We start from the raw sequence: 25,622 nt of genomic DNA, 5'->3' as shown, positions 1-25,622 counted from the left end.
GTACGGGGCTATCACCCGCTATGGCTGCCCTTTCCAGAGCATTCCACTAGCACATTGTATGGCGCCTCACGGCGCGGCGGCTGCTGCTCATGCTAGCTCTTTACAAAGAACGATGAGCGCTGGGCCGCAAGTGACTAGTGTAATTAGTTGAGTTTGATTTGCACGTCAACGCCTGCGGCGAGATCAAGCTTCATCAAAGCATCAACAGTTTTTTCGGTCGGCTCAACAATGTCGAGCACACGCTTGTGCGTACGAATCTCATACTGGTCACGCGCATCTTTGTTGACGTGCGGTGAGATCAGAATGGTGTAACGCTCGCGGTTGGTCGGCAGCGGAATCGGACCACGAACCTGAGCACCAGTACGTTTAGCGGTTTCAACAATCTCCGCTGTAGACTGGTCGATCAGGCGATGGTCGAAAGCTTTCAACCGAATGCGAATCTTTTGGTTCTGCATTTGCCCTAAACTCCAATGGATGTCGACGGCGCGAGCCGTCTACCCACGCATTCAAAGGATGCGCATTATAGGCACGCCAAAAGCCCATGTCAAACATTTGCTGTTGGTGCGCAGAAAAGGGGGCTCATCAGAGCCCCCTTCATCATTCAAGCATGCTGCTTACTTGACGATTTTGGCCACAACGCCAGCACCGACAGTACGGCCGCCTTCACGAATAGCGAAGCGCAAGCCTTCGTCCATTGCGATCGGGGCGATCAAGGTAACAACCATCTGAACGTTGTCACCCGGCATGACCATTTCAACGCCTTCCGGCAGTTCACAGGTACCCGTTACGTCGGTGGTACGGAAGTAGAACTGCGGACGGTAGCCCTTGAAGAAAGGCGTGTGACGACCACCCTCTTCTTTGGACAGTACGTAAACTTCTGCTTCGAAGGTAGTGTGCGGGTTGATGGTGCCCGGCTTGGCCAGTACTTGGCCACGCTCGACGTCATCACGCTTAGTACCACGCAGCAGGGCGCCAACGTTCTCACCAGCACGACCTTCGTCGAGCAGTTTACGGAACATTTCAACACCGGTAACGATCGTTTTGGTGGTATCGCGGATACCCACGATTTCCACTTCTTCGCCCGCTTTGACGATACCGCGCTCTACACGACCGGTAACAACAGTACCGCGGCCAGAGATAGAGAACACGTCTTCGATCGGCATCAGGAACGGCTGGTCGATGGCACGCTCCGGCTCAGGGATGTAAGCATCCAGAGCTTTGATCAAATTAGCGACGGCAGTCGTACCCATGCCCTTGTCATCTTCACCGTTCAGCGCCATCAGCGCAGAGCCAGTGATGATCGGCGTGTCGTCACCCGGGAAGTCGTACTGGTCTAGAAGTTCGCGAACTTCCATTTCTACCAGCTCGAGCAGCTCTTCATCATCGACCATGTCCGCTTTGTTCAGGAACACAACGATGAACGGTACGCCAACCTGACGAGACAGCAGGATGTGCTCGCGAGTTTGCGGCATCGGGCCGTCTGCGGCAGAACATACCAGGATAGCGCCGTCCATCTGCGCAGCACCGGTGATCATGTTCTTGACGTAGTCAGCGTGTCCCGGGCAGTCAACGTGCGCGTAGTGGCGATCTTCAGACTGGTATTCCACGTGGGAAGTAGCGATTGTGATACCGCGCTCACGCTCTTCAGGAGCGTTATCGATGGTATCAAACTCACGCCAGTCGCCGCCGAAAACCTCAGCAGACACGCGGGTCAGGGCCGCCGTCAGAGTCGTTTTACCGTGGTCGACGTGACCAATGGTGCCGACGTTGACGTGCGGTTTGGAACGTTCAAATTTTTCCTTAGCCACTGCTATAACCTCTTTACGTTAGCTAACGGTTAACCGTTTTGATTGATGACGGCTTCAACGACGCTGGAGGGCGCCTCGTCGTACTTCGAGAACTCCATAGAGTAGCTCGCACGGCCCTGGGTTTGTGAGCGCAGATCGGTTGCATAACCGAACATCTCGCCCAGTGGCACCGTCGCACGAATGACTTTACCAGAAGAGGAGTCATCCATACCCTGCACCAGGCCGCGACGACGGCTCAGGTCACCCATGACGTCACCCATAAATTCTTCGGGGGTCACGATTTCGACCTTCATCACCGGCTCCAGCAGCACGGCCTTGGCCTTCCTGGCACCTTCTTTTACTGCCATAGAAGAAGCAATCTTAAACGCAGTCTCGTTGGAGTCTACGTCGTGGAAGGAGCCATCAAACAGCGTTACTTTAACGTCGATCATCGGGTAACCCGCGATGACGCCGTTTTTGAGCTGCTCAAAAGCACCCTTCTCAACCGCGGGAACGTATTCCTTGGGAACCGCACCACCCACGATCTCAGAGTTGAACTTGAAGAACAGTTCGTCTTCGCCTTCACCCTTCTCTTCTGCTGTCAGCGGCTCGATACGCAGCCATACGTGACCATACTGACCACGACCACCGGACTGACGTACGAACTTGCCTTCTTGCTCAATGCTGCCGCGAATCGTTTCGCGATAGGCAACCTGAGGCTTACCGATATTGGCTTCAACCTTAAACTCGCGACGCATACGGTCAACGAGGATATCCAGGTGAAGCTCACCCATGCCAGAAATAATCGTCTGGCCGGTTTCTTCGTCGGTTTTGACCTGGAAGGAAGGGTCTTCTTGAGCAAGCTTGCCCAACGCAACACCCATCTTCTCTTGGTCTGCCTTAGATTTAGGCTCTACAGCAACCGAGATAACCGGATCCGGGAACTCCATGCGCTCGAGAACGATCTTGTTATCAATGTCGCACAGGGTATCACCCGTGGTGACGTCTTTCAGACCGATACAAGCAGCGATGTCGCCCGCCAGAACTTCTTTGATCTCTTCACGGGAATTGGCGTGCATCTGAACGATACGGCCAACGCGCTCTTTCTTCTGCTTAACGGAGTTATAGACACCGTCACCAGATTTAAGAACACCCGAGTAGACGCGAATAAAGGTCAGCGTACCAACGAAGGGGTCAGTGGCGATCTTAAACGCCAGGGCCGCAAACGGCGCACTGTCATCAGCTTCACGGGTATCAACGGTGCCGTCTTTATCGTCGAGCTCACCTTCGATCGCCTTAACTTCCGTCGGCGAAGGCATGTATTCGATAACGCCATCCAGCACTGCTTGAACGCCTTTGTTCTTAAAGGCAGAACCACAGGTAACCAGAACGATATCGTTAGCCAGGGTGCGCGCACGCAGACCGGCCTTGATCTCTTCAACCGATAGCTCACCGCCTTCAAGGTACTTTTCCATCAGCTCGTCAGAGCCTTCGGCAGCAGCTTCGACCATCTCTTCGCGGTACTTTTCTGCTGTTTCTTGTAGCTCAGCAGGAATGTCCGCGAGGTCATAATTCATACCCAGGCTTTCCTCGTCCCACAGGATAGCCTTCATCTGAATCAGATCAATAACGCCTTTAAAGTCCTCTTCCGTGCCCCAGTTAATCTGGATTGGCACAGCTTTGGCACCCAAACGCTCTTTCAACTGCTCGACAACCATGAAGAAGTCAGCGCCGGTACGGTCCATCTTATTGACGAAAACCATGCGCGGAACTTCGTACTTGTTGGCTTGGCGCCATACTGTTTCGGTCTGCGGCTGAACGCCGGAAGAACCACACAGCACAACAACCGCACCATCGAGTACGCGCAGAGAACGTTCAACTTCAATAGTGAAGTCAACGTGCCCCGGGGTGTCGATAATATTGATACGGTGCTCAGGGAACTGCTTGTTCATGCCCTGCCAGAAACAGGTAGTTGCAGCTGAGGTGATAGTGATACCACGCTCCTGCTCCTGCTCCATCCAGTCCATGGTCGCAGCACCGTCGTGTACTTCGCCCACTTTGTGGGAGAGGCCGGTGTAAAACAGTACACGCTCAGTCGTCGTGGTTTTACCCGCGTCGACGTGAGCGACGATACCGATATTACGGTAGCGATTTAGTGGAGTCTTGCGTGCCACGGTGAAACTCCCGTTTGTTGGCGATGCTCGTTAATTTAGCGGCGTATGCAAGCGAGGTTTATGCGGCCGCCGCTACCACTGCCTCATGGTAGCGGCTGAGTGTTGCAACTTTTGAATTGCAACAACGCGACTCAGCAAACATTCCACCATGCTGAACAACGTGCATATATAAACCAGAAAGCCATACTTAAAAACGCCGACCTTAAAAACGGTAGTGCGAGAAGGCCTTGTTGGCTTCTGCCATGCGATGCACGTCTTCGCGCTTCTTAACGGCAGAACCTTTACCTTCAGCGGCATCCAGCATTTCACCCGCCAGACGCTGAACCATGGTTTTCTCACCGCGACGACGCGCCGCGTCCACCAGCCAGCGCATTGCCAGCGCTTGACGGCGAGACGGACGTACTTCAACCGGCACCTGATAGGTCGCACCACCAACGCGGCGCGACTTCACTTCGACCATCGGCTGGATGGCTTCCAGCGCTTTGTCGAAGATCTCCAGCGGATCTTCTTTACTACGCTCGGCAACCTTGTCCAACGCACCGTAGACGATACGCTCAGCTATGGACTTCTTGCCGCTGACCATCAGGTGGTTCATGAACTTCGCCAGACGCTCACTTCCGAACTTAGGATCCGGCAGAATCTCGCGTTTAGCTACTACTCTTCTTCTAGGCATGATAAGCCCTCAATTAAGGATCTTTCAGGTAAACCCGGAACTCATGCAACCTGCGTACGCTATTCAAGTACCACAAGTGCAGCCCGACCTTACTCTTATCAGACCGTCAAATTCGTGAAAATCGTTACTCAGCATGCCCTTTTGACGGAGCGACGCTGCACAGCTGACCCAGCCTTACGACTTAGGACGCTTAGTACCGTATTTAGAACGACCCTGACGACGATTTTGAACGCCAGAGGTGTCAAGGGCGCCACGAACGGTGTGATAACGCACACCTGGCAAATCCTTTACACGACCGCCGCGAATCAAAACGACAGAGTGTTCTTGAAGGTTGTGACCTTCACCACCGATATAGGAAGACACTTCAAAGCCGTTGGTAAGGCGCACACGGCAAACCTTACGCAGAGCCGAGTTAGGCTTCTTCGGGGTGGTGGTGTAAACGCGCGTACAAACGCCACGTTTTTGCGGACAGGCCTGCAGCGCTGGCACGTCACTTTTTGTGACGGGGCGCTTGCGCGGCTTGCGCACTAGCTGATTAATCGTTGCCATGGTGTTTAGCTGACTCCAATGGTTGCCTTGCCTTTTAACAAATGCGGGCAGCGGATGCGGGCGCACCCACCCCACTGTTAAAGGCTGCGCATTCTAAAGGCTGACCCTAGGTCGCGTCAAGCCTTGCCGGCGGTTTTACCGGCAAGGTGACACTTTTTCAGGTCAGCTATTCGTTTTACTTACTCATGTTACCTACTGCTTTAGGCGCCAAATCTACAGCTCGTCGTCAGAATCGAGAGCGGTCAACTGTGCACCCAGCTCCTGTTCGACTTCGGTAGCCGAAGGATTGAACAGTTGCTCAACGTCTTCGCGCTTGCGACGACGTTCTGCGTGGTGAGTCAAGCCTGTACCAGCCGGTATCAGGCGACCAACCACCACGTTTTCTTTCAGGCCACGCAGGTAATCACGCTTGCCAGTCACCGCTGCTTCGGTCAGTACGCGGGTTGTCTCCTGGAAGGAGGCCGCGGAAATGAACGACTCGGTGGCCAAGCTGGCCTTGGTGATACCCAGCAGCATACGCTGATACTTGGCCGGGAATTTCTTCTCTTTTTCAAGGCGTTCGTTCTGTTCCAGCACGCGAACCAGTTCAGCCTGGTCGCCCGTGATGAAGTCAGAATCGCCCGAATCAGTAATCTCTACCTTACGCAGCATCTGACGCACAATGACTTCGATGTGCTTGTCGTTGATGCCTACGCCCTGCAGACGATAAACGTCCTGTACTTCGGCAGTGATGTACTTGGCGAGCTCCTCAACACCCAGCAAGCGCAGGATATCGTGCGGATTGCTCGGCCCATCGGAAATCACCTCGCCCTTCTCGACGGTTTCGCCTTCGAAGACGGCAATTTGACGCCATTTCGGAATCAGCGCTTCAAACGGATCGCCAGATTCCGGGGTAATGGTCAGACGACGCTTACCTTTGGTCTCTTTACCGAAGCTGATCACACCGCTGATCTCGGCCAGGATCGAGGACTCTTTCGGCTTACGCGCTTCGAACAAGTCAGCAACCCGCGGCAGACCACCGGTGATGTCTTTGTTCGCCGAGGCTTCTACCGGGATACGGGCAACCACTTCACCCACCCCGATCGTCACACCATCGTCGACCGAAATAATCGAGTTGCCCGGAAGCAGGTACTGAACCGGGGTGTTGGAGCCCGATACAGAGACGTACTCGCCCGAGCTGTCTTGCAGCATGACCATCGGGCGCTTGTCACGACCGGCCATGGGACGTGCTGCAGACTCGATCACCTCGATAGAGGAGAGGCCGGTCATCTCATCGACGCTGCGGTGCATGGTGACACCCTCGTCGAGATCGATGAACTGCGCCTTACCTTCTACTTCGGCAACGATCGGGTGAGTGTGCGGATCCCATTTGGCGACCGTCGCACCAGCGTCGACCACGTCGCCGTCGCGTACAGAAAGCTCAGCACCGTAAGGGAGCTTATAGTACTCACGCTCACGGCCATGGTCGTCAGCAACGGCCAGGGCGCTGGAGCGAGATACGACAACCAGCTTGCCGTCGGCACGCTCTACATGCTTGATGTTGTGCAGACGAACCTTACCGCCGTGCTTCACTTGTACGCTATCCACAGCAGACGAACGCGATGCCGCACCACCGATGTGGAAGGTACGCATGGTCAGCTGGGTACCCGGCTCACCGATGGACTGTGCAGCGATAACGCCGACGGCTTCACCGATGTTGACCTGATGGCCACGGGCCAAGTCACGGCCGTAACAGGAGGCACACACGCCGTGTGCGGTCTCACAGGTAATCGTAGAGCGAACGATGATCTCGTCGACACCCATGGTGTCGAGCTCGGCACACCATTTCTCGTCGAGCAAGGTACCTTTCGCGATCAAGACTTCACCGCTGCCAGGGTGAACCACATCCTGAGCGACTACACGACCCAGCACGCGCTGGGAAAGCGGTACGATAATGTCGCCGCCTTCGATGATCGGGTGCAGGGTCAAGCCATTTTCGGTGCCACAGTCGACTTCGGTGATGACCAAGTCTTGCGCTACGTCTACCAAGCGACGGGTTAGGTAACCGGAGTTGGCGGTTTTCAACGCCGTGTCCGCAAGACCTTTACGTGCACCGTGGGTCGAGATGAAGTACTGCAGTACGTTCAGACCTTCACGGAAGTTGGCGACGATCGGTGTTTCGATGATTGAACCATCCGGCTTGGCCATCAGACCACGCATACCCGCCAACTGACGGATCTGGGCAGCACTACCACGAGCACCGGAGTCGGCCATGATGAAGACGCTGTTGAACGAATCCTGCTCAACTTCGTTACCATCACGATCGATGACAGTCTCTTTAGAGATACCCACCATCATCGCCTTGGCGACTTTATCGTTGGCCTTGGACCAGATATCGATAACCTTGTTGTACTTCTCACCCGCTGTTACCAGGCCAGAAGAGAACTGGTCTTCGATCTCTTTAACTTCGGCTTCCGCTGCATCAACGATTTCAGTTTTTGCTTCGGGGATAACGAAGTCGTTAACACCGATTGAGGCGCCGGACCAGGTCGCGAGACGGAAACCGGTATACATCAGCTGGTCAGCGAAAATGACGGTCGGCTTGAGGCCGGCACGACGGTAGACTTCGTTGATCAGGCTGGAGATCGCCTTCTTCTTCATCGGCTGGTCGATCAGCTCGAAGGGCACACCTTCGGGCAGAATGCGGAACAGCAGTGCACGGCCTACCGTCGTATCGTAAATACGGCGGTGGAAGCTACGCTCGCCGCTCTCTTCTTCGATATCGATTTCGTCCAGACGCACTTTGACCCGGGCGTGCAGTGATACTGACTGAGTACCAAAGGCGCGCTCAACTTCATTAAGGTCAGAGAACACCATGCCTTCGCCTTTGGCGTTGATCTTTTCGCGGGTCATGTAGTAAAGACCCAGAACAACGTCTTGCGACGGTACGATGATCGGCTCGCCGTTAGCGGGCGACAGCACGTTGTTGGTGGCCATCATCAGCGCACGCGCTTCAAGCTGTGCTTCCAGCGTCAGCGGTACGTGTACCGCCATCTGGTCACCGTCAAAGTCGGCGTTATAGGCAGCACATACCAGCGGGTGCAGCTGAATCGCTTTACCTTCGATCAGCAGCGGCTCAAACGCCTGGATACCCAAACGGTGAAGCGTGGGTGCGCGGTTAAGCAGTACCGGGTGTTCGCGGATAACATCGGCAAGGATGTCCCACACTTCCGGCAGCTCGCGCTCGACCATCTTCTTGGCGGCTTTGATCGTTGAGGCATAGCCCAGCGACTGCAGCTTGGAGTAGATAAACGGCTTGAACAGCTCAAGCGCCATTTTCTTGGGCAGACCACACTGGTGCAGACGCAGGGTCGGACCAACGGTAATCACCGAGCGGCCCGAGTAGTCGACGCGCTTACCCAGCAGGTTCTGACGGAAACGACCCTGCTTACCTTTGATCATGTCGGCGAGCGATTTCAGCGGGCGCTTGTTAGAGCCCGTGATCGCGCGGCCACGACGACCATTGTCGAGCAGTGCATCGACGGCTTCCTGCAGCATACGCTTCTCGTTGCGCACAATAATGTCCGGCGCATTGAGATCGAGCAGACGCTTCAGGCGGTTGTTACGGTTGATCACACGACGGTAAAGGTCGTTGAGATCGGAGGTCGCGAAACGGCCACCGTCCAGCGGTACCAGCGGACGCAGATCCGGTGGCAGCACGGGCAGCACTTCCATGACCATCCACGCCGGCGCGTTACCGGAGTGGTAGAAGGCTTCAAGCAGCTTGAGGCGCTTGGAGAGCTTCTTGATCTTGGTTTCGGAGTTAGTCTGCGGAATCTCTTCGCGCAGGTGGTTAATCTCTTCTTCCAGATCGATGTCTTTGAGCAGCTCCTGAACGGCTTCGGCACCCATGCGGGCGTCGAAGTCATCACCGAACTCTTCCAGTGCTTCAAAGTACTGCTCGTCGTTCATCAACTGACCACGCTCCAGCGTGGTCATGCCTGGATCGATAACGACAAAGCTTTCGAAATACAGCACGCGCTCGATATCACGCAGGGTCATATCGAGGAACATGCCGATACGCGACGGTAGTGACTTCAAAAACCAAATGTGTGCCACCGGCGAAGCGAGCTCGATGTGCCCCATGCGCTCACGGCGCACGGCGGCTTTGGTCACTTCTACGCCACACTTTTCGCAGATGATACCGCGGTGCTTCATGCGCTTATACTTGCCGCACAGGCACTCGTAATCCTTAACCGGGCCAAAAATCTTGGCGCAGAACAGGCCATCCCGCTCCGGTTTAAAGGTACGGTAGTTGATGGTCTCAGGCTTCTTCACCTCGCCAAACGACCAGGAGCGAATCATGTCCGGCGACGCCAGGGTAATCTTGATCGCGTCAAACTCTTCGGACTGAGACTGCGATTTGAGTACTTTCACCAAATCTTTCATGGGACGGCTCCTAGCTCTCTAACTCGATATCGATGCCCAGCGAGCGGATTTCCTTCACGAGTACGTTGAAGGATTCCGGCATGCCTGCCTGCATGGTGTGGTCGCCATCCACGATGTTTTTGTACATCTTGGTGCGGCCTTCGACGTCGTCCGACTTGACGGTGAGCATCTCTTGTAGCGTGTATGCAGCGCCGTAAGCTTCCAGCGCCCACACTTCCATCTCACCGAAGCGCTGACCACCGAATTGCGCCTTACCACCCAAGGGCTGCTGGGTAACCAGCGAGTAAGAACCAGTAGAACGCGCATGCATCTTGTCGTCTACCAAGTGGTTAAGCTTCAGCATGTACATGTAGCCAACGGTGACCGGACGGTCAAAAGCATCACCGGTACGGCCATCGAACAGGGCCATCTGACCCGACTCGGGGATGTCCGCCAGCTTCAGCAGGTGCTTGATTTCGTGCTCTTTGGCACCGTCAAACACCGGCGTGGCCATAGGCACACCACCTTTGAGGTTCTTCGCCAGGGCGATGATCTCGTCATCCGTCAGGGAGTCGAGATCTTCAACGCGCGTACCTTGCGTATTGTAGATCTGCCCCAGGAAATCACGGATCTCGGCCACTTGCTGTCCACGTGCGTCGCGCAGCATGGCTTCGATCTTGACGCCCAAGCCACGTGCCGCCATACCCAGGTGGGTCTCCAAAATCTGACCGACGTTCATACGCGACGGTACGCCCAGCGGGTTCAGCACCACGTCGACCGGCTCGCCCTTTTCATCAAACGGCATGTCTTCGATGGGCATAATCGCCGAGATAACGCCTTTGTTACCGTGACGACCGGCCATCTTGTCACCCGGCTGGATGCGACGCTTAACCGCCATATAGACTTTGACGATTTTTAGCACGCCCGGTGCGAGATCGTCGCCCTGGGTCAGCTTGCGCTTCTTATCTTCAAAGCGCTCGTCCATCTCTTTACGACGGGTTTCCAGCTGTTCGTCGGCCTGTGCCAGCAGCTCGTTGTAGGACTCATCCTGCATGCGCAGTTTGAACCACTGCTGACGCGGCAATTCATCCAGGTATGCCTCGTCGAGCACGTCACCTTTCTTGAGGTTCGGGCCGCCGTTAACAGCCTGACCGTCAAGGGTACGCTTTAGACGCTCAAAAGTGGCGTCTTCGGCGATACGGTAAGTCTCTTGGAGATCCTTACGAACTTCGTCAAGCTGAGTGCGCTCGATCGACAGGGCGCGTGAATCTTTCTCAACGCCGTCACGAGTAAACACCTGAACGTCGATGACCGTACCTTTCATGCCGGTGGGGGCACGCAGGGAAGTGTCTTTAACGTCAGACGCTTTCTCGCCGAAGATGGCACGTAGCAGCTTCTCTTCAGGCGTCAGCTGGGTTTCACCCTTCGGCGTTACTTTACCGACCAGAATATCGCCCGGGCCGACTTCGGCACCGATGTAGACAACGCCCGCCTCATCCAGCTTGGAGAGCGCAGACTCGCCCACGTTAGGGATATCGGAGGTAATTTCTTCCGAGCCCAACTTGGTGTCGCGGGACACACAGGTCAGCTCCTGAATGTGGATCGTGGTGAAACGGTCTTCTTGAACGACCCGCTCGGAAAGCAGGATGGAGTCCTCGAAGTTGTAACCGTTCCAGGGCATAAACGCGATGCGCATGTTCTGGCCCAGCGCCAGGTCGCCCATATCCACCGACGGGCCGTCAGCGAGAATATCGCCACGTGCCACGCTGTCACCAGGCCGCACGATAGGGCGCTGGTTCATACAGGTGTTCTGGTTCGAGCGGGTGTACTTGGTCAGGTTGTAGATATCAACGCCGGCTTCACCGCCGATGATTTCATCTTCATTAACCCGTACCACGACACGACGCGCATCGACTGAATCAATCACGCCGCCGCGATTGGCCACCGCACAGACGCCGGAGTCACGGGCAACAAAGCGCTCCATGCCCGTACCTACCAGCGGCTTATCGGCACGCAGGGTCGGTACCGCCTGACGCTGCATGTTAGAACCCATCAAGGCGCGGTTGGCGTCATCGTGCTCCAGGAACGGAATCAATGCCGCTGCGACTGATACAACCTGACGTGGCGACACGTCCATTAGCGTCACTTGTTCAGGACGCATAAAGGTCGTTTCACCGCGGTGACGAACCTGAACCAGGTCATCACTTAACTTGTTGGACTCATCTACCGCTGCTGATGCCTGGGCGATAACGAAATCGCCCTCTTCGATCGCCGAGAGGTGAACGATGTCGTCGGTCAACTGACGATCAACCACTTTACGGTACGGCGTTTCGAGGAAACCGTAGCTGTTAGTGTGGCTGTAAGTGGCCAGCGAGTTAATCAGACCGATGTTCGGGCCTTCTGGCGTTTCGATCGGGCATAGACGCCCGTAGTGCGTGGCGTGAACGTCACGTACTTCGAAGCCAGCACGCTCACGGGTCAAACCACCGGGGCCGAGTGCCGACACACGACGCTTGTGGGTAACCTCAGAAAGCGGGTTGTTCTGATCCATAAACTGCGAAAGCTGGCTGGAACCGAAGAACTCCTTCACCGCCGCCGCGACCGGCTTGGCGTTGATCAAGTCTTGGGGCATCAGGCCTTCGCTTTCCGCCATGGAAAGACGCTCTTTCACGGCGCGCTCTACACGCACCAGGCCTACGCGGAACTGGTTCTCTGCCATCTCGCCCACACAGCGAATACGGCGGTTACCCAGGTGATCGATATCGTCAACGTCACCGAAGCCGTTACGGATACTGATCAGCTCGCGCAGCACATCAAGAATGTCTTTGCGATCCAGTACGCCGGAGCCCGTGTCAGTATCACGACGCAGGCGACGGTTGAACTTCATGCGGCCAACGCCAGACAGGTCGTAGCGGTCCTCAGAGAAGAACAGGTTGTTAAACAGCGTCTCGGCAGACTCTTTGGTGGGCGGTTCGCCGGGACGCATCATGCGGTAAATTTCGACTAACGCTTCAAGCGCGGAATTAGTAGCATCCAGCTTCAAGGTGTCGGAAATGAATGAACCGCAGTCGAGATCATTGGTGTAGAGCGTTTCCACCAAGGTAATGCCACCCTGGGCCATGCGCTCAAGCACCTCGGGAGTGATCTCGGTATTACACGGGCAGATCAGCTCGCCTGTTTTGGAGTCGATTTGATCTTTAGCCAGCGTTTTGCCGAACAGGTACTCCATCGGCACGTCCAGACGCTCAAGGCCGGCTTTTTCAAGCTGACGAATATGCTTCTGGGTAATCCGACGCCCCTCTTCAACGATCACATTGCCTTCGCCATCCTTGATGTCGAAAGTAGCTGTCTCGCCGCGCAGGCGCGACGGAACCAGCTCAACATAGAAACCGGATTTCTCAATGTGGAAGACGCTGGTTTCAAAGAACTCGGCCAGAATTTCTTCGGTGTTCATCCCCAGCGCACGCATCAGTACCGAGGCCGGCAGCTTGCGGCGACGGTCAATACGTACGAAAACGTTATCCTTGGGGTCAAACTCGAAGTCTAACCAGGAGCCACGATAAGGAATCACGCGAGCTGAATAGAGCAGCTTGCCGGAAGAGTGGCTCTTACCTTTGTCGTGATCGAAGAACACACCGGGCGAGCGGTGGAGCTGGGAGACGATAACCCGCTCAGTACCGTTGATAACAAAGGTACCGTTCTCAGTCATCAGGGGGATTTCCCCCATGTAGACTTCTTGCTCTTTAATATCTTTAATTGCTTTGTTCGAGGAGTCGCGATCATAGATGATCAAGCGAACCTTGACGCGCAGCGGGGCGGAGTAAGTCACGCCGCGCAGTTGGCACTCCTTAACATCGAACGCCGGCGTGCCAAAGCGGTAGCTGACATACTCAAGCGCTGCATTGCCGGAGAAGCTCTCAATCGGAAACACGGACTTGAATGCCGCGTGCAGACCGACCTCGTGACGCTCGTCGGGCGAACGATCTTGCTGGAGGAAGTCGTAATAGGAATCAAGCTGGATCGCCAGCAAGTAAGGCACATCCATCACTTGGGGCAGTTTGCCGAAATCCTTGCGGATGCGTTTTTTCTCAGTATATGAGTAAGCCATCTGTATTCCCCAGCTTGTTCACCATGGGTGACCGATGCGTGGTCATCTGCCCTTCGAGCTTCGTCAGACACAGACAGCAAGCTCCTCAATCGGTAGCTCGCCGTCGAAAATCTAGTTCGATAACTCAGTCGTCGATAACACTGTAGTCGATAACACTATCTTCAATAACGCCATCTTCAATAACGCTTTTACGTTTCTGTCGTGGCTACTCTCAATGAGCAGTACTGCTGTCGTTCAATATCACCGAGTGTTCGACACCAGCTACAACAGAAAAAGGCCGGCAGCGGGAAATCCCGCCGCCAGCCGTGGAAGCTTACGCAGCGCGTAAAGCCGTCCGCACAAGGCTTACTTGAGCTCGACGGTTGCGCCCGCTTCTTCCAGCTTGGCTTTAGCTGCTTCAGCGTCGTCTTTAGACAGACCTTCTTTGATGGTCGCCGGAGCGCCGTCAACAGCACCTTTAGCTTCTTTCAAGCCAAGGCCAGTGATCTCACGTACTGCTTTGATCACGTTAACTTTCTTGTCGCCAGCAGCGGTCAGAACTACGTCAAACTCAGTCTGTTCTTCAGCTACTTCGCCGCCAGCAGCCGGACCAGCCATTACGGCAGCGGCAGCAGAAACGCCGAATTTCTCTTCCATTGCTTCGATCAGCTCGACAACTTCCATTACGGTCATGTCGGCTACAGCATTGATGATATCGTCTTTAGACAGTGCCATTGTTTCATTCCTAACTTTGCGGGAGTCTCGGTCAGCCGAGGACTCAGGATTCATTGCTCGGTTCAGGCAGCGCCCTGGTTAGACCGTTTACGCCACCTGCAAGAAGAACTGCTTATGCAGCTTCTTGCTTCTGGTCGCGCAGAGCGGCCAGAGTACGAACCAGCTTGCCAGCGGAGGCTTCTTTCATTACCGACATCAACTTGGCAATTGCTTCGTCGTGAGTCGGTAGGGTTGCCAGACGGTCGATGTCAGCAGCCGGAATCAGCTCACCTTCGTAGGCCAACGCTTTTACTTCGAAGTTCTTGTCCGCTTTAGCAAACTCTTTGAACAGACGAGCGGCAGCGCCCGGATGATCAGTAGAGAAGGCCAACAACGTAGGACCAACGAAGCTATCGTTCAAGCACTCCCACTGAGTGCCCTCGAGAGCGCGGCGAGCCAGCGTATTACGTACAACACGCAGCTCTACACCATTCTCACGCGCCTGCTTGCGCAGATCGGTCATTTTACCAACCGTAACGCCGCGAGAATCAGCAACTACGACGGAGAGTGCGCCCTTGGCCGCTTCACTGACCTCGGCAACAATCGCTTTCTTGCCTTCAAGTGCTAGTGGCACAGTGATCACTCCTTCGTGCCGGAACCCAGGAAGGTTCCGGTGGTTACCATCTCTCCCCACTCTGCTGTGCTAAAAGCGCTGCAAAGCGGGAAGCCTTGGGGATGGTGCTCACCAGAAAGCCGTCTTAAGCTTAACCAACTGGCGGCCACACCATCTGCGCAGGCGCTTATAGGGCAATTAAGCCACCCTTGTAAGTACTTGCGTACTTATCAAGCGCGGCACCTGCGGTCTTTGACGATGCCCCGGCCAGTGATAGCCACCAAACGGGGGACCGCAAAGTTCTTGCTCGGTTCCTACAAAAAAACCAACGATGACTCGCTTACGCGAAAGCAGAGTGATCGATTGTCAAACCCGGGCCCATGGTAGTAGACAGGGTCATTTTTTTGAAGTAAATGCCTTTAGACGAGCTCGGCTTGAGGCGCTTCAGGTCAGCAACCAGTGCCTCCAGGTTGCCGTTAATCGCTGAGGCGTCAAAATCCACTTTACCCAGGGTAGTGTGGATGATGCCGTTCTTGTCAGTACGGAAACGCACCTGACCCGCTTTGGCATTTTTAACCGCCGTCGCCACGTCGGGCGTTACGGTGCCAACTTTCGGGTTAGGCATTAGGCCACGCGGGCCTAGAATTTGACCTAGTTGACCTACAACGCGCATAGCATCGGGCGAAGCGATAACGACGTCAAAATCCATCACGCCTTTTTTCACTTGCTCAGCCAAGTCGTCCATACCCACGATGTCGGCGCCGGCTTCTTTAGCGGCATCGGCATTAGCACCTTGGGTGAAGACTGCAACGCGTACGTCTTTACCGGTACCGTTAGGCATGACGGTAGCGCCACGCACAACCTGGTCGGATTTGCGTGGATCAACGCCCAGGTTGATGGCGACATCAACAGACTCTTTGAATTTAACAGTAGACAGCTCAGAGAGCAGCGCAACCGCTTCTTCAATAGAGTAGGCTTTGGTAGTGTCTACTTTTTCGCGAATGATTTTCGCACGCTTAGACAGTTTAGCCATGATCAGAGACCCTCCACGTTTAGGCCCATGCTGCGAGCGCTGCCAGCAATGGTGCGTACAGCGGCATCGAGATTCGCAGCCGTCAAATCAGGCTCTTTAGTCTTGGCGATCTCTTCAAGCTGTTCACGCGTTACGGTGCCGACCTTCTTCTTGTTCGGCTCACCAGAACCGGACTTGATGCCAGCGGCTTTTTTCAGCAGCACGGCAGCAGGCGGCGTCTTGGTGACGAACGTGAAGCTACGGTCAGAGTAGACGGTGATCACGACTGGCGTCGGCAGGCCCGGCTCAATTTCTTGAGTCGCGGCGTTGAACGCCTTACAGAATTCCATGATGTTCACGCCGTGCTGACCCAGCGCAGGGCCTACCGGCGGACTTGGATTGGCTTTACCTGCAGCAACCTGCAGCTTGATATAAGCCTGTACTTTCTTGGCCATCTTTAACACTCCAGTTGGGTAATAGCGCCCGAAGGCTCCCCGGTACCAGTGAAACAGCTGACTAGCCATTTCACACGAATTAACACTTACCGCTTACTTACCATTCACTAGCTACTACTAACTATTCACTAGTTACTCTTTCTCGACCTGAGAGAACTCTAACTCAACAGGTGTAGAGCGCCCGAAGATCAGCACGCTGACATGCAGACGACTCTTTTCATAATTAACTTCTTCGACAACACCGTTGAAATCGGCAAACGGCCCATCGATAACGCGCACTGACTGGCCCGGTTCAAACATCGTTTTAGGCCGCGGCTTGTCAGTACCGTCTTTAACGCGCAGCAAAATTGCGTCTGCTTCACGAGAAGTAATTGGCGCTGGCTTCTCTTTTGTTCCACCGATAAAGCCCATAACACGCGGCGTCTCATTGACGAGGTGCCATGTCTCGTCGGCCATTTCCATCTCGACTAGTACGTAGCCGGGATAAAATTTGCGCTCGCTCTTGCGACGCTTGCCGTCACGCATTTCGACAACTTCTTCGGTCGGCACCAGAATTTCGCCAAAGCGATCTTCCATACCGTACATCTTCACACGCTCGATCAGTGAGCGCATGACATGCTTTTCAAAGCCAGAATAAGCGTGAACGACGTACCAACGTTTGGACATGAAAGCTCCTAACCAATGACGCCGGACATCGCCCAGCCAAGAAGAGTGTCGATCAACCACAGCATTAGCCCCACCACCAAGACGGCCACTAGCACAATGGCCGTGGTCTGAATGGTTTCGGGACGGGTCGGCCATACAACGCGCTGAATCTCTTTCTTGGCGCTTCTGGCAAGCTCTACTAAATCACGACCTTTGGTAGTGGTTAGCGCGATCAAACCCGCAATCACACACAACACCACCACACCAAGCACGCGGTAGAGCAGGCCAATATCGGCGAAATAGGTATTACCAACAACAGCAACGACAAGCAGCGCTACGACCGCCGCCCACTTGAGCCCGTCATGGCGCGTCTGTTGCACCTCGGCGCCATGTTTTACAGAACCAGGCTTCATAAAAACGAGACTCCTCAGGGTGCGGCGAACGATAAAAGAATTTTGGAAAAAGACATACCAACCTGGGGAAGGTTGGCAGGCCAGGAGGGAATCGAACCCCCAACCTGCGGTTTTGGAGACCGCTGCTCTGCCAATTGAGCTACTGGCCTGTATCGTCGTACTGACTTTCTATCTTCGTACTTTCTAGACTTTCTAACGTCTATCTACTTTTTGCTTCTTACTTCTGTTAACAAGCGTCTTTTCGACCGCCTATACAACAGCGGGCGCCATGGTAGCGGAGAATCCCACACCTGACAACCCCTTCTTTACGCTCAAGCGTCACAAAAACCCACCCAAACGCAGAGACAAAAAAAGCGAGCTTCGCTCGCTTGATCTGCAATATGGAGCTCATGGACGGAATTGAACCGTCGACCTCACCCTTACCAAGGGTGTGCTCTACCCCTGAGCTACATGAGCTAAACACATCAACTGGAGCGGGCGGCGGGAATCGAACCCGCACCATCAGCTTGGAAGGCTGAGGTTCTACCATTGAACTACGCCCGCCGAACTTGCCTATAGAATGACAATCCGCTGCACGAGAAACAGTAGCTAACGCCCGCTTACCGGCTTTTCATTCCCAAACACTGAACAGTTCAGCGCCTGATAAACTTGGTGGAGAGGGAAGGATTCGAACCTTCGAAGCTTTCGCGGCAGATTTACAGTCTGCTCCCTTTGGCCACTCGGGAACCTCTCCAACTGTGGCGGCACATTATGCCAGCCTCCAAAACAGTGTCAAGCTAGATATTTACTTAATTTATCGCAGCTTGCGATGCCAGCGCATCTTCTGCCTGCCTTGGAACGCGCTGCATTCTGTCAAAGCAGCATGGAGAATGCAAGTGCCGCGCGAATCTTTTCCAGCGCTACCGGCTCAGGCACCCGCGGCGCACCCGACATTTTGCCCGCACGCTCGGCGAAAGTCATCGGAAAACACGCCTCTAAGCCGCCATAAACCATATCCGGCCACACCGCATGAGGCACCTGCACTCCCCGTGAGACAACACGCGCATCGCCACCCGTCAACAGCATCGGCAGCGCCACACCCTCTTGATCGCACACTTCGCTATAAATGCGGTTAATGGCACTGACGGCGGCCATATAAATACCGTGATTAACCGCATCAACGGTGCGTCGTCCTGGCTCCAGCAACTCATCGGCCTCACTTTCAGGGTCGATGGCCACATTGCGAGTACCAAGCTTCAGGCTCTCTTTCATCAGGCGAAGACCGGGGATAATAAAGCCGCCCAGGTGCTGGCCCCCTGGCAGCACAAAGTCGATAGTAATCGCGCTGCCACAATCCACCGCACAGCAACCACCTGCTAGCTGATAGCCCGCCAGCGCCCCCATCCAACGATCGACGCCTAAACGCCCCGGCTCTTCGTAGCCATTAATCACGCCCAACGCCTCATGGGTTGAGTGCGCCACGTGCACATGACGCACCCGGCGGCGCAACAAGGCGACGGTTTCTTCCAGCACGGCCGCCCTGGCGACGCTTGATATACGTACCGCCTCGACCACGTCGAGATCGGGAATATCGGCCCCCGGGCGCCACTCTTCCCGGGTCCATACAGCCCCGCGGGAACGTATCTCGCTACTCTCGGCATCCTTGAGCCGCCATTTAGACAGCGTGTTGCCGATATCCAGATCCAGAATCATAAACGCCTGCGCACGCTGATCTCACCGCCGGCTAGGCGTCGCGAGTGACCATTTTCGGCAACCCAGAGGTTACCACTCTCATCCACTTCTCCGGCGATCGCATCGCTGGTCTGCTGCCCTTGAATCACTCTAATCGGCAGCCCCGCATAGGCGTGACGCTGATTCCACGCATCCCGCCAGGCGGCAAAGCCATGTTGTTCAAAGTTAGCCAGCATCGCCAGCAGGCCCGACACTACGTCTGAGGCCAACTGATTACGCGAGATATCCGGCAGTCGCTCGAAAAGCGCCGCAACAGGTTGGTCGATCGCTGCCCGCTGGGCAGCGGGCAGCCAAAGATTCATGCCCATACCAATGACGACTTCGCAGGGGCCTGCGGCATCCCCGGTCACTTCGATAAGAATACCGGCCAGCTTGCCTAACTCGTCGCCTGGGCCATCACCCTGCTCGGAGAGCAGGATATCGTTAGGCCACTTAAGCTTCGGCGCCACACCATGCTGCTCAAGCACTTGGGCAACGACAACGCCTACCGCCAAGCTCAAGCCCTCCAGCACCGCAATACCCGACTCAAAGCGCCAGCCCAGCGATAGCATTAAGCTCTGACCCCAGGGCGTCGACCAGACACGACCACGGCGCCCACGTCCCGCCGTTTGCAGCTCAACCAGGCACACTTCGCCATGCCCGGCGCCCTGCTCAAAGCGTTGGCGCAGATACTCATTGCTGGAGGGTAACTGGTCCTCAACAAACAGGCGCGCAAGGTGGTGGCGCGCCTGTGCGGGCAGCCGCTCCACGATTTTAGCGCCCTCCAAGGGCTCCAGGCGCTGCGAGAGCTGGTAGCCACGGCCTTTCACCGCCACTACCTCCACCCCTAGTGCTTCCAGTTTTTTTAACTGTTTCCACACCGCCGCACGAGAAATACCCAGCGCTTCACCCAGCTGCTCGCCAGAGTGAACCTCGCCATCGCTTAACAAACGCATCAGGTTGCCGATGGTCATGCTCCTGCCCCAGTGGGAAAAGCGCTAGTCTAGCGGATGGAGGTTCATGGCGAAAACATTCCTAGACCAAGGTTGATATGAGAGGCAGTAATATCAGCGAAGCCTTCGACATGGTAGAATGGCTATTGGACGCAAGCCCTGAGCCAAGATGGTCGGCAAATTGCCAGCCCTTGCGACCCGCATTTTCCGACCCGTGGACGAACGGGTGTTCACAAGAGTTCTCTCTCAGCATGCAAAACCAGCAAAACTCCAGCGCGGTTAATAACCTGCGCAACGTCGCGATCATAGCCCACGTTGACCATGGTAAAACCACACTGGTCGACAAGCTCCTGAGCCAGTCCGGCACCCTTGACCGTAAAGCAGAAGGTCAAGAGCGCATCATGGACTCAAACGATCAGGAAAAAGAGCGTGGCATTACCATTCTGGCCAAAAATACGGCCATTCAATGGCAAGACAGCCAAGGTAACGGCTACCACATCAACATCGTGGATACGCCTGGGCACGCCGATTTCGGCGGCGAGGTTGAGCGCGTCATGTCAATGGTCGATTCGGTGCTACTGCTAGTAGACGCCGTTGATGGCCCGATGCCGCAAACCCGCTTTGTGACCCAGAAAGCATTCGCCCAAGGCCTGAAGCCGATCGTGGTGGTCAACAAAATTGACCGTCCCGGCGCACGCCCTGACTGGGTTATCGACCAGATTTTTGACCTGTTCGACAACCTCGGTGCGTCTGACGAACAGCTCGATTTCCCAATCATCTACTGCTCTGCCCTAAACGGCATTGCCGGTATGGATCCTGAAGAGCTGGCGGACAACATGGATCCCATGTTCCAGGCCATCGTCGATATCGTCGAGCCGCCGAAGGTTGAGCTTGACGGCCCCTTCCAGATGCAGATCTCTGCGCTGGATTACAACAGCTATGTAGGCGTTATCGGCCTGGGTCGCATCAAGCGTGGCGCGGTGAAACCGAACCAGCAGGTGTCGATCATCGGCGTTGACGGCAATGTGCGTAAGGGCAAAATCGGTCAGGTCATGACCCATATGGGCCTTGAGCGCGTGCAGACCAACGAAGCCACCGCGGGCGACATCGTCTGTGTTACCGGCATCGACGATCTGTCGATTTCGGATACGCTATGCGATCCGGCCAAGGTCGAAGCGCTGCCGCCACTGTCCGTCGACGAACCGACCGTTTCAATGACCTTCCAGGTCAACGATTCACCGTTCGCCGGTAAAGACGGTAAGTTTGTGACCAGCCGCAACATCAAGGATCGCCTTGATCAAGAGCTGATTCACAACGTGGCCCTGCGCGTTGAGCAGGGCGAAACCCCTGAGAAGTTCAAGGTTTCTGGCCGTGGCGAGCTGCACCTCTCGGTGCTGATCGAAACCATGCGCCGTGAAGGCTTTGAGCTGGCCGTAGGCCGCCCCGAAGTCATCATCAAAGAGATCGACGGTGAGAAGCAGGAGCCCTACGAAGAGGTCATCATCGACTGTGAAGAGCAGCACCAAGGCTCGATCATGGAAGAGCTGGGCTACCGTAAAGGTGAGATGACCAACATGCTGCCGGACGGTAAAGGACGGGTTCGCCTGGACTTCATCATTCCTGCCCGCGGCTTGATCGGTTTCCGTGGCCAGTTTCTGACCCTGACTTCGGGCACCGGCATCCTGACCAGCCGCTTTGATCACTACGGCCCGCTGAAGCCTGAAGCCTCTATCGAGCGTCGCAACGGCGTGTTGGTTTCGATGGTCGACGGTAAAGCCCTTGCCTATGCGCTGTATGCGCTGCAAGAGCGCGGCAAGCTGATTATCGATCACGCCACGGAAGTTTACGAAGGCATGCTGATCGGTATCAACAACCGCGCTAACGACATGGTGGTTAACCCCACCAAAGGCAAGAAGCTCGACAACATGCGCTCCACCGGTAACGATGAAAACATCGTCTTAACCCCGCCGGTTAAGTTCTCCCTGGAGCAGGCCATCGAGTTCCTCGACTCTGACGAGCTCGTCGAAGTCACGCCGGCGCACATCCGCCTGCGCAAAAAGCTGCTGAAAGAAACCGAGCGTAAGCGTTACAGCAAGAAGTAATCCGTTCCAAGCAGTCAGTACCCAAAAACCCGCGAAAGCGGGTTTTTTTATGCCTCGTTGCCACACTTCATGACCGCTCAATAGCTGCCAAGATACTTCCCTAAACGCAGCCTAAACGCTAATACGCTGGAAAGGTGCCGCGTTCTATCGCACAGTGACGCTAAGTTCAGCGCGTCCAAGGCACGCTGACATCGCTACATTCATACAGGTGTTTGGATACTTACCCCCATCCTGACGCCCAAACACGGACACTCTTACCCATGAGCGGTCATAACGTCTGGACGCATAAAGGCACTTTTCTTCTCGCCGCCGTTGGTTCCGCCGTCGGTTTGGGCAATCTATGGCGCTTCCCCTACCTCACCGGTGAAAACGGTGGCGGTGCCTTTATATTGGTTTACGCACTGACGATCTTCGCCGTTGGCATACCGATTCTGATTGCCGAGATCATGCTGGGTCGCACCAGCCGCCAGAGCCCGATTATGGGTATGCGGCACCTGACCAAAACCCATGGCACCTCTCGGGCCTGGGAAACGATCGGCTGGCTGGGCGCTGCCTCGGCGTTTTTGATTTTAAGCTTCTATTCGGTGATTGCCGGCTGGGCGATTCACTACACTTGGCTGATGCTGACCGGCTCACTGGTCGGTGCCGACGCTCAGACCATTAGCACTGGCTTTGACGCACTACTGGCCGCCCCTGGCCTAATGACGCTCTATCACACCCTTTTCATTGCCGCGTCCGCGCTGATTGTCGGCATGGGGATTCATAAAGGCATCGAATCAGGCCTGCGCATTATGATGCCCGCGCTGTTTGTAATTCTGTTGGTAGTGCTGGCCTACGGCGTAGTGAATGGCGATATAGGTGCCGCTGCCAGCTTCCTGTTTACCTTTAATATCGCCGACCTCAGCCTTGAAGGCTGGCTGCAGGCCATGGGCCAATCATTCTTCACCCTTAGCCTGGGGATGGGGGCAATTATGGCTTACGGCGCCTACATGCCCAGCGAGGTCTCACTAACCCGCACCGCCTTTGCTGTTGCCATCGTCGATACCGCCGTGGCGATGGTGGCGGGCCTGGCCATTTTTGCTCTGGTGTTTGGCGCCGGTCTGGAAACCGGGCAAGGCCCTGGGCTAATGTTTGTTACCCTTCCGCTGGCGTTTGCCGAAATGCCGTTTGGCGCTTTGGTGGGCGGGGTGTTCTTTATTCTGGTTCTCGGCGCAGCTATCAGTTCCTCTATTTCGTTGATCGAGCCCGTCGCGGCGTTCCTGGTGGAGCGTTTCGACATGACCCGCCCACAGGCCGTTACCATTATGGTGATTGCCGCCTGGGCAATGGGTCTGTTGACGGTGGTTAGCTTCAATATGTGGGCCGAGGGGACGATTTTCCATAGCCTGTTTGGGCGCAGTGCGTTTGAGTTTATCGAGCTACTCACCAATATATTTATGCCGGTGGGCGGCCTGCTGATAGCCCTATTCGCCGGTTGGGCGCTAACCCAGAGCGAAGTGATGAAGGAACTGGGCAGCAGCGTCACTTGGTTTAAATTCTGGCGGTTTCTGGTGCGCTTTGTGGCCCCCGCCGCCGTAGCCTTTGTGTTTTTACGCACCATTCCTCAGGTGGATGGCTATCTTATCCCCACCCTCGGCGCGCTGCTCATTATTGGTGCCTTTGCAGCCAGCCAGCGGTGGCTGAAAAAACCACGACAAATAACTTAATAACAGTGTGCAGGCGGCTTAATTAGCCGCCTGTATCGCGTGGAGACACCATGACCCCTCTTATTGAAGTACAGCGAGTCAACAAAGCGTTCGGCGGCCTACAGGTGATTAATGACTGCTCCATTCAAGTGGAGAAGGGCTCCATTACCGGGATGATTGGCCCCAACGGCGCAGGTAAATCAACCCTGTTTAATCTCATTGCTGGCGCCCTGACGCCTGACAGCGGCCATGTGCTGCTTGATGGAGAAGACATTACCTCGCTCAGCGCCGACCAGCGCTTTCATCGCGGCTTATTGCGCACCTTTCAGATCGCCCACGAGTTCAGCCAGATGAGCGCGCTGGAAAACCTCATGATGGTACCGCCCAAGCAAGCCGGTGAAGACCTTTTCAGTGCCTGGCTAAAGCCCGGCAAAGTGCAGCGAGAAGAGGCGGAGGTGCGCCGCCGCGCCCTGGAAGTCATCGACTTTGTTGGCCTGCACCATGTGCGCAACGAGCTGGCGGGTAATTTGTCCGGAGGGCAAAAGAAGCTGCTGGAGCTTGGCCGCACCATGATGACCAACGCCAAGGTAGTGCTACTTGATGAGATCGCCGCCGGGGTAAACCGCACCCTGCTGGGTGATTTGATCGGCAATATTGAGCGGCTCAACCGCGAAATGGGTTACACCTTTCTGGTCATTGAGCACGATATGGAGATGATTGCCCGCCTTTGCGACCCGGTTATCGTGCTGGCTCAGGGCAGTGTGATGGTGGAGGGGCATATCAACGACATCCAGAATAATCCTGAGGTCATCGAGGCCTACTTCGGTACAGATGCCGCTTAAACGTGACGTTTTCTCCCATTAGCCAATTAATATAATGATGTCGCTGCCAAGCGACCTTGCTGGAATACTTTGCTTATGTCATCAACAACCAGGCCATTAATCGACGCACGGGATGTGCACGGCGGCTATGGCGGTATGAATATCCTTAACGGGGTAAACATGACGCTGGAAGCCGATGAGGTCGGTGTTATCGTCGGCCCTAACGGGGCGGGTAAATCCACCATGCTGAAAGCGGTCTTTGGCCTGCTGCATGTTAATCAGGGCGAGATACTGCTTAACGGCCAGCCCATCCAAAACCTGCCGCCTAACCAGCTGGTGCAGCGCGGCATGGGCTTCGTGCCCCAGGAGAAGAACGTTTTCCCCAGCCTTTCGGTGCAGGAAAACCTGGAGATGGGCGCCTTTTTAAAGCCGCAAAACGTCAAGCGCATGCTCGCTCAGATCTATGAGTTTTTCCCACCGCTGTACGAAAAGCGCCGCCAGCCTGCCGGTGAGCTTTCCGGTGGACAGCGCCAAATGGTCGCCATGGGCCGCGCTCTGATGGCCGAGCCGAGCCTACTGTTGCTGGACGAACCCACCGCAGGGCTGTCGCCGCTGTATATGAATGAGATTTTCGACCGCGTCAAACAGATCAACGCCGCTGGCGTGGGTATTTTGATGGTGGAACAGAACGCCAAACAGGCACTCGCGATAGCCGATAAGGGCTTTGTGCTGGCTGCTGGCCAAAACCGCTTTACCGACACTGGGGCGGCACTGCTCGCCGACCCCGATGTCGCCAAAAGCTTTTTGGGCGGCTAGCCCCAG

At 55.4% G+C, this 25,622-nt stretch carries 19 protein-coding genes and 4 tRNA genes; 4 read left to right on the top strand and 19 right to left on the bottom strand.

The features are described 5' to 3' along the window. Window positions 1-143: 143 nt before the first annotated feature. From rpsJ to LMS44_RS00850, 19 genes are all read right to left on the bottom strand, one after another. Entirely contained in the window at window positions 144-455 is a 312-nt protein-coding gene (gene rpsJ, locus LMS44_RS00940) for a 30S ribosomal protein S10 (protein ID WP_007112007.1), read from the bottom strand. A gap of 159 nt (window positions 456-614) precedes the next feature. Then, window positions 615-1,808 (bottom strand): elongation factor Tu, encoded by a 1,194-nt coding sequence (gene tuf, locus LMS44_RS00935; protein ID WP_009288143.1) that lies wholly within the window; start codon window positions 1,806-1,808, stop codon window positions 615-617. A 29-nt stretch (window positions 1,809-1,837) separates the two neighbouring features. After that, complete coding sequence (gene fusA, locus LMS44_RS00930; protein WP_009288144.1) at window positions 1,838-3,961, bottom strand: elongation factor G; 2,124 nt, start codon at window positions 3,959-3,961, stop codon at window positions 1,838-1,840. 202 nt (window positions 3,962-4,163) lie between these two features. Next, on the bottom strand, window positions 4,164-4,634 hold the full coding sequence (gene rpsG / locus LMS44_RS00925; RefSeq protein WP_009288145.1) for a 30S ribosomal protein S7: 471 nt from the start codon (window positions 4,632-4,634) through the stop codon (window positions 4,164-4,166). A gap of 174 nt (window positions 4,635-4,808) precedes the next feature. Beyond that, window positions 4,809-5,183, bottom strand: a complete 375-nt coding sequence (gene rpsL / locus LMS44_RS00920; RefSeq protein ID WP_008959173.1) for a 30S ribosomal protein S12 — start codon at window positions 5,181-5,183, stop codon at window positions 4,809-4,811. Between the two features lie 213 nt (window positions 5,184-5,396). Beyond that, window positions 5,397-9,611, bottom strand: coding sequence for a DNA-directed RNA polymerase subunit beta' (gene rpoC / locus LMS44_RS00915; protein WP_009288147.1), 4,215 nt, complete (start codon window positions 9,609-9,611; stop codon window positions 5,397-5,399). A 10-nt stretch (window positions 9,612-9,621) separates the two neighbouring features. Next, window positions 9,622-13,698 (bottom strand): DNA-directed RNA polymerase subunit beta, encoded by a 4,077-nt coding sequence (gene rpoB / locus LMS44_RS00910; RefSeq protein WP_022520869.1) that lies wholly within the window; start codon window positions 13,696-13,698, stop codon window positions 9,622-9,624. 345 nt (window positions 13,699-14,043) lie between these two features. Further along, window positions 14,044-14,412 carry a 50S ribosomal protein L7/L12 gene (rplL, locus tag LMS44_RS00905; RefSeq protein ID WP_022520870.1) on the bottom strand — a complete coding sequence of 123 codons (369 nt, stop codon included), beginning with the start codon at window positions 14,410-14,412 and terminating at the stop codon, window positions 14,044-14,046. A gap of 112 nt (window positions 14,413-14,524) precedes the next feature. Further along, window positions 14,525-15,025: a 50S ribosomal protein L10 gene (gene rplJ, locus LMS44_RS00900; protein WP_022520871.1), complete on the bottom strand. Its 501-nt coding sequence runs from the start codon at window positions 15,023-15,025 to the stop codon at window positions 14,525-14,527. Window positions 15,026-15,344: 319 nt separating this feature from the next. Continuing rightward, window positions 15,345-16,037 (bottom strand): 50S ribosomal protein L1, encoded by a 693-nt coding sequence (gene rplA / locus LMS44_RS00895; RefSeq protein WP_022520872.1) that lies wholly within the window; start codon window positions 16,035-16,037, stop codon window positions 15,345-15,347. Window positions 16,038-16,039: 2 nt separating this feature from the next. Beyond that, the gene (gene rplK, locus LMS44_RS00890) at window positions 16,040-16,471 is read right to left on the bottom strand and encodes a 50S ribosomal protein L11 (protein WP_007112017.1); all 432 of its coding nucleotides are present in this window, start codon (window positions 16,469-16,471) and stop codon (window positions 16,040-16,042) included. A 132-nt stretch (window positions 16,472-16,603) separates the two neighbouring features. Then, on the bottom strand, window positions 16,604-17,137 hold the full coding sequence (nusG, locus tag LMS44_RS00885) for a transcription termination/antitermination protein NusG (protein ID WP_138800117.1): 534 nt from the start codon (window positions 17,135-17,137) through the stop codon (window positions 16,604-16,606). Window positions 17,138-17,145: 8 nt separating this feature from the next. Further along, the gene (secE, locus tag LMS44_RS00880) at window positions 17,146-17,529 is read right to left on the bottom strand and encodes a preprotein translocase subunit SecE (RefSeq protein WP_022520874.1); all 384 of its coding nucleotides are present in this window, start codon (window positions 17,527-17,529) and stop codon (window positions 17,146-17,148) included. A 73-nt stretch (window positions 17,530-17,602) separates the two neighbouring features. Continuing rightward, a tRNA-Trp gene (locus tag LMS44_RS00875) sits at window positions 17,603-17,678 on the bottom strand. Between the two features lie 232 nt (window positions 17,679-17,910). Then, window positions 17,911-17,985: transfer RNA gene (locus tag LMS44_RS00870), tRNA-Thr, on the bottom strand. A 13-nt stretch (window positions 17,986-17,998) separates the two neighbouring features. Next, a tRNA-Gly gene (locus tag LMS44_RS00865) sits at window positions 17,999-18,072 on the bottom strand. 106 nt (window positions 18,073-18,178) lie between these two features. Beyond that, a tRNA-Tyr gene (locus LMS44_RS00860) sits at window positions 18,179-18,262 on the bottom strand. A 119-nt stretch (window positions 18,263-18,381) separates the two neighbouring features. Continuing rightward, entirely contained in the window at window positions 18,382-19,221 is an 840-nt protein-coding gene (locus LMS44_RS00855; protein WP_022520875.1) for a type III pantothenate kinase, read from the bottom strand. After that, window positions 19,218-20,213 carry a biotin--[acetyl-CoA-carboxylase] ligase gene (locus tag LMS44_RS00850; RefSeq protein ID WP_009288153.1) on the bottom strand — a complete coding sequence of 332 codons (996 nt, stop codon included), beginning with the start codon at window positions 20,211-20,213 and terminating at the stop codon, window positions 19,218-19,220. Before LMS44_RS00850 ends, LMS44_RS00855 begins: the two co-directional genes overlap by 4 nt. A 230-nt stretch (window positions 20,214-20,443) precedes the next feature. On the opposite strand from LMS44_RS00850, the gene typA reads away from it, so the two are divergent. The 4 genes from typA to LMS44_RS00830 all read left to right on the top strand — a co-directional run bounded on the left by typA (window position 20,444) and on the right by LMS44_RS00830 (window position 25,616). Beyond that, a complete protein-coding gene (typA, locus tag LMS44_RS00845; RefSeq protein WP_053856923.1) occupies window positions 20,444-22,294 on the top strand; it encodes a translational GTPase TypA in 1,851 nt (616 codons plus the stop codon). A 260-nt stretch (window positions 22,295-22,554) separates the two neighbouring features. After that, entirely contained in the window at window positions 22,555-24,000 is a 1,446-nt protein-coding gene (locus LMS44_RS00840) for a sodium-dependent transporter (RefSeq protein ID WP_039860221.1), read from the top strand. A 50-nt stretch (window positions 24,001-24,050) separates the two neighbouring features. Beyond that, window positions 24,051-24,821: an ABC transporter ATP-binding protein gene (locus tag LMS44_RS00835; protein WP_022520878.1), complete on the top strand. Its 771-nt coding sequence runs from the start codon at window positions 24,051-24,053 to the stop codon at window positions 24,819-24,821. Between the two features lie 75 nt (window positions 24,822-24,896). Then, window positions 24,897-25,616: an ABC transporter ATP-binding protein gene (locus tag LMS44_RS00830; protein ID WP_022520879.1), complete on the top strand. Its 720-nt coding sequence runs from the start codon at window positions 24,897-24,899 to the stop codon at window positions 25,614-25,616. Window positions 25,617-25,622 lie beyond the last annotated feature (6 nt).

The organism is Halomonas profundus (assembly GCF_020865425.1).
GTDB lineage: Bacteria > Pseudomonadota > Gammaproteobacteria > Pseudomonadales > Halomonadaceae > Vreelandella > Vreelandella titanicae.
The sequence above is the reverse complement of the archived record's forward strand: the minus strand, read 5'-3'. Positions and strand labels throughout refer to the sequence as shown.

Coding starts and splice junctions, on each gene's coding strand:
- typA (WP_053856923.1), top strand. CDS start 20,444: ATGCAAAACCAGCAAAACTCCAGCGCGGTTAATAACCTGCGCAACGTC.
- secE (WP_022520874.1), bottom strand. CDS start 17,529: ATGAAGCCTGGTTCTGTAAAACATGGCGCCGAGGTGCAACAGACGCGC.
- rplA (WP_022520872.1), bottom strand. CDS start 16,037: ATGGCTAAACTGTCTAAGCGTGCGAAAATCATTCGCGAAAAAGTAGAC.
- rpoB (WP_022520869.1), bottom strand. CDS start 13,698: ATGGCTTACTCATATACTGAGAAAAAACGCATCCGCAAGGATTTCGGC.
- LMS44_RS00850 (WP_009288153.1), bottom strand. CDS start 20,213: ATGACCATCGGCAACCTGATGCGTTTGTTAAGCGATGGCGAGGTTCAC.
- LMS44_RS00830 (WP_022520879.1), top strand. CDS start 24,897: ATGTCATCAACAACCAGGCCATTAATCGACGCACGGGATGTGCACGGC.
- rplL (WP_022520870.1), bottom strand. CDS start 14,412: ATGGCACTGTCTAAAGACGATATCATCAATGCTGTAGCCGACATGACC.
- rpsJ (WP_007112007.1), bottom strand. CDS start 455: ATGCAGAACCAAAAGATTCGCATTCGGTTGAAAGCTTTCGACCATCGC.
- rpoC (WP_009288147.1), bottom strand. CDS start 9,611: ATGAAAGATTTGGTGAAAGTACTCAAATCGCAGTCTCAGTCCGAAGAG.
- LMS44_RS00840 (WP_039860221.1), top strand. CDS start 22,555: ATGAGCGGTCATAACGTCTGGACGCATAAAGGCACTTTTCTTCTCGCC.
- rpsL (WP_008959173.1), bottom strand. CDS start 5,183: ATGGCAACGATTAATCAGCTAGTGCGCAAGCCGCGCAAGCGCCCCGTC.
- LMS44_RS00835 (WP_022520878.1), top strand. CDS start 24,051: ATGACCCCTCTTATTGAAGTACAGCGAGTCAACAAAGCGTTCGGCGGC.
- nusG (WP_138800117.1), bottom strand. CDS start 17,137: ATGTCCAAACGTTGGTACGTCGTTCACGCTTATTCTGGCTTTGAAAAG.
- rpsG (WP_009288145.1), bottom strand. CDS start 4,634: ATGCCTAGAAGAAGAGTAGTAGCTAAACGCGAGATTCTGCCGGATCCT.
- LMS44_RS00855 (WP_022520875.1), bottom strand. CDS start 19,221: ATGATTCTGGATCTGGATATCGGCAACACGCTGTCTAAATGGCGGCTC.
- rplK (WP_007112017.1), bottom strand. CDS start 16,471: ATGGCCAAGAAAGTACAGGCTTATATCAAGCTGCAGGTTGCTGCAGGT.